Annotated in this window: 1 protein-coding gene; it reads right to left on the reverse strand. The window is 67.2% G+C overall.

Going from position 1 to position 585, the window contains the following annotated elements:
• Positions 1 to 585: hypothetical protein (locus tag AC1DWF_RS36795; protein WP_476843365.1), on the reverse strand; the 585-nt coding region annotated here is incomplete at both ends.

A 585-nucleotide genomic window follows, 5' to 3' on the forward strand; every position in this document is an offset into this window, starting at 1 on the left:
CCCTTGCGGTGCGCTGCTGCGCCCCCGAGGGTCGCGGCGGCCATTGTCGCCGGGCGCGGCGGTTCGTCCACGCCCTCCTTCGTCCAGCCTGGGGCGCTGTTGGTCGTCGGCCTCGGCGGTGCGCTTTTAGCGACCGCAGAGCTCATGGCGAAGCGAACCAGGGCAAACCCGGCGATCGCGCCGACACCGAAGAACAATGTTGGCTGGCGACGAGCGAAAGCCGTCACGTCCTGGAAAAGCTGACCAGCGCTCCGATCGCGCAAAGCGTCGGAAATACCAGTGAGGGAGTCCGCCGCCGTGCGCACGTGCCGGGCCACATCCGGAGAGGAGTCTTCCAGATCGTCAGCCGCACGACGTATAGCCCGGGCGAAACCGGAAGCCTGCTCGGCCCCCGTCGCCTTGCCCTCCTCTACCAAATCCTCCGCGCGCAGCTGGGCTTGGCCCAACAGGTCGGCCCCCTGTGCCTTAGCTTCCTCCACCACTTTCCCCGCGCTCTGCTTTGCGACATCCACCGCTTCTGAAGCGTCGGCCTGAACGCGCGCAACGAGAGTGTCGGCCTGTCTTTTGCCGTCCTCCGGTAGGTCC

It is taken from the genome of Aminobacter sp. P4_D5, from assembly GCF_056401815.1.